General features: G+C 61.4%; 2 protein-coding genes and 1 pseudogene. 2 read left to right on the forward strand and 1 reads right to left on the reverse strand.

Annotated elements, in window-relative coordinates:
* Positions 1 to 165 (reverse strand): annotated as a pseudogene (locus EN935_RS42395) (agmatinase); the annotation flags it as partial.
* Between the two features lie 124 nt (positions 166 to 289).
* Between EN935_RS42395 and EN935_RS31995 the strand changes: the two are divergent.
* Positions 290 to 1,498 (forward strand): acyltransferase, encoded by a 1,209-nt coding sequence (locus tag EN935_RS31995; RefSeq protein ID WP_127265285.1) that lies wholly within the window; start codon positions 290 to 292, stop codon positions 1,496 to 1,498.
* Positions 1,499 to 1,670: 172 nt separating this feature from the next.
* Positions 1,671 to 2,270 (forward strand): glycerophosphodiester phosphodiesterase family protein (locus EN935_RS32000; RefSeq protein ID WP_164771529.1); only part of this gene is annotated, 600 nt, incomplete at its 3' end.

Genomic DNA, 2,270 nt, shown 5'->3' on the forward strand with positions numbered 1-2,270 from the left:
GACGGCGGCATCGAAGGGAATACCCCACACCACCGCATCCGCGCCCTTCACGTCCTTGGTGTATTTGCGCCGCATGAATGACAGTGCGCCGGAGTAGGTCGGCTCGAATGCGGCGCCCGTTTTGGAACGGGCGGTGAAGGCGTTGTCGATGTTGTTGTTCGCCATTACGGATCCTCGTTTTTCATCGGGGTGCAACAACTACAGAACCGGCACGGAAGATGCCAGTCACAGCTTGGCGAGACGGAGTGGCGCTGCGCGAGTGCCACGGCAAGACAGGATTTGTATCATCATGACGCAGGCCGCGTTTCTTAATCCTCCCCGTGCCGCGGTGTCGACCCACACCGGTACGATCGCCGGTGAACGCTTCCTGGTCCTTGATTCGTGGCGCGGTATCTGTGCGCTTCTGGTGGCACTGTTTCACTTCCCGACCGGTTCGACGGTTTCGCAAAGCGCCTTCATCGGTTCGTCCTATCTCTTCGTCGATTTCTTCTTCGTTCTGTCCGGTTTCGTCATTGCCAGCAGCTACGGCGATCGGCTCAATCAGCCGGAACAGGTTGCTCGCTTCGCCCTGGTCCGTTTCGGTCGCATCTACCCGCTGCATCTGCTCATGCTTGCCGCCTTTGCCGGCTTCGAGCTGCTGCGCCTGATGTTGCCGCAACTGCATGGCACCGGTGCTGCTCCCTTCACCGGCGGCTTCGACCCTAGGAGTCTGCTTGCCAATCTTCTCCTGCTGCAGGGTGTCGGCTTCGAGGATCAATTGACCTGGAATGCCCCAAGCTGGAGCATTTCGGCCGAGTTCTTCGCCTATCTCCTGTTCGCTGGCGTAGTCTTCGTCGCTGGCGCACGCGCCTGGATATGGTTCGTTGCCGCCGCCGTCACCGCGCCGCTGTTCCTGCTCGGCTTCTCGACCCATCATATGGATGTGTCCTTCGATTTCGGCTTCATCCGCTGCCTGTACGGCTTCTCGCTCGGCGCCTTGCTGGCCTGGTTTCAGCATGATTCCATTGCAGGGGCACGACAGGTCCTCGCCAGAAGCGGCCCACGGATGGACTGGACCCTTGCCGAAATCGTCATGGTGGCCGTCATCGTGCTTTTTGTTTCGCTGGCCGGCGGCAATGATTTCGGCATCGCGGCACCCCTGGTGTTCGCGCTGGCGCTGTTTCTGTTCGCCCATGAAGGCGGCTGGATCAGCGCCTTGCTGAGAGCCCCGTTCATGTTGACGCTCGGCGCGCTGTCCTATTCGATCTACATGGTCCACATCTTCGTCCAGGCGCGCCTGATCAACGTCGCTGGGCTCGTCGAGCGCAAACTCGGCCTCGGCCTGATTGGCGACTTCATGCTGCGCGGCCAGCCTGCCACCGGCTTCGGCGCCGGCTGGACGGGAGCGGTGGCGATCGTCGTCATGCTCGCCGCCACCATCGCCGCATCCTGGATCACCTGGCGTTTCGTCGAGATGCCGGCCATGGCGTGGTTCCGCCGGCTCTCGAAACGCATCTGAGGAGAGCTTTTGCGAGCATGATCCCGAAAAGTGGAAGCCGGTTTTCTCGGACAAACGGAAACCGTTTGTCCAGAGATCATGCTCAAACCAGAAATCCGCTAGCCGGCTTCGTTCACCCAGATGTCACGGGCATCGCCTATCCGGGTTTCGATCCGGCAAGGAGCGATTCTCGATGCGGACCCTTTGGCTGAGCCTTCTGTTTTCCGCGGCCTTGGCGGCTGCCTCTGGCCAAGCCTTGGCCGGCGAAACCCGCGCCAGACAGATCCTCGACCGCTTCGAGCATGCCAACCAGTGGCGCGACCACGTCATGGTGGCCGCGCATCGCGCCGGTAGCATGCAGGCTGGCAAGACGCTTTATGCGGAGAATTCGATTGCCGCTGTGGAAGGTTCGATCGCCATGGGCGCCGAGATCGTCGAGGTCGACATCCGGCGCTCGAAGGACGGTGAGTTCGTCGTCATGCATGACAGCTGGCTCGACCGCACCACGACCTGCAAGGGCGAGGTGGTCAAATACACGCTGGCCGAGCTCAAGACCTGCAGGCTTGTGATTGAGGGCACCGGCGCTGTCACCGACGAGACAGTCTCGACGCTGCGCGAGATGCTCATGGCGACCAGGGACAGGATCCTCATCAATCTCGACAACAAGCTCGAAGTCGGCGACCTCCCAGGCATGATCGCGGTCGCCCGCGACCTCGGCATGGCCGAGCAGGTCATCGTCAAGGAGAACCTGTGGAATTCACAGCGGATTTCCGCGGTCAAGGCCGCCATGGGC

The organism is Mesorhizobium sp. M7D.F.Ca.US.004.03.1.1 (assembly GCF_003998635.1).
Taxonomy (GTDB): Bacteria; Pseudomonadota; Alphaproteobacteria; order Rhizobiales; family Rhizobiaceae; genus Mesorhizobium; species Mesorhizobium loti.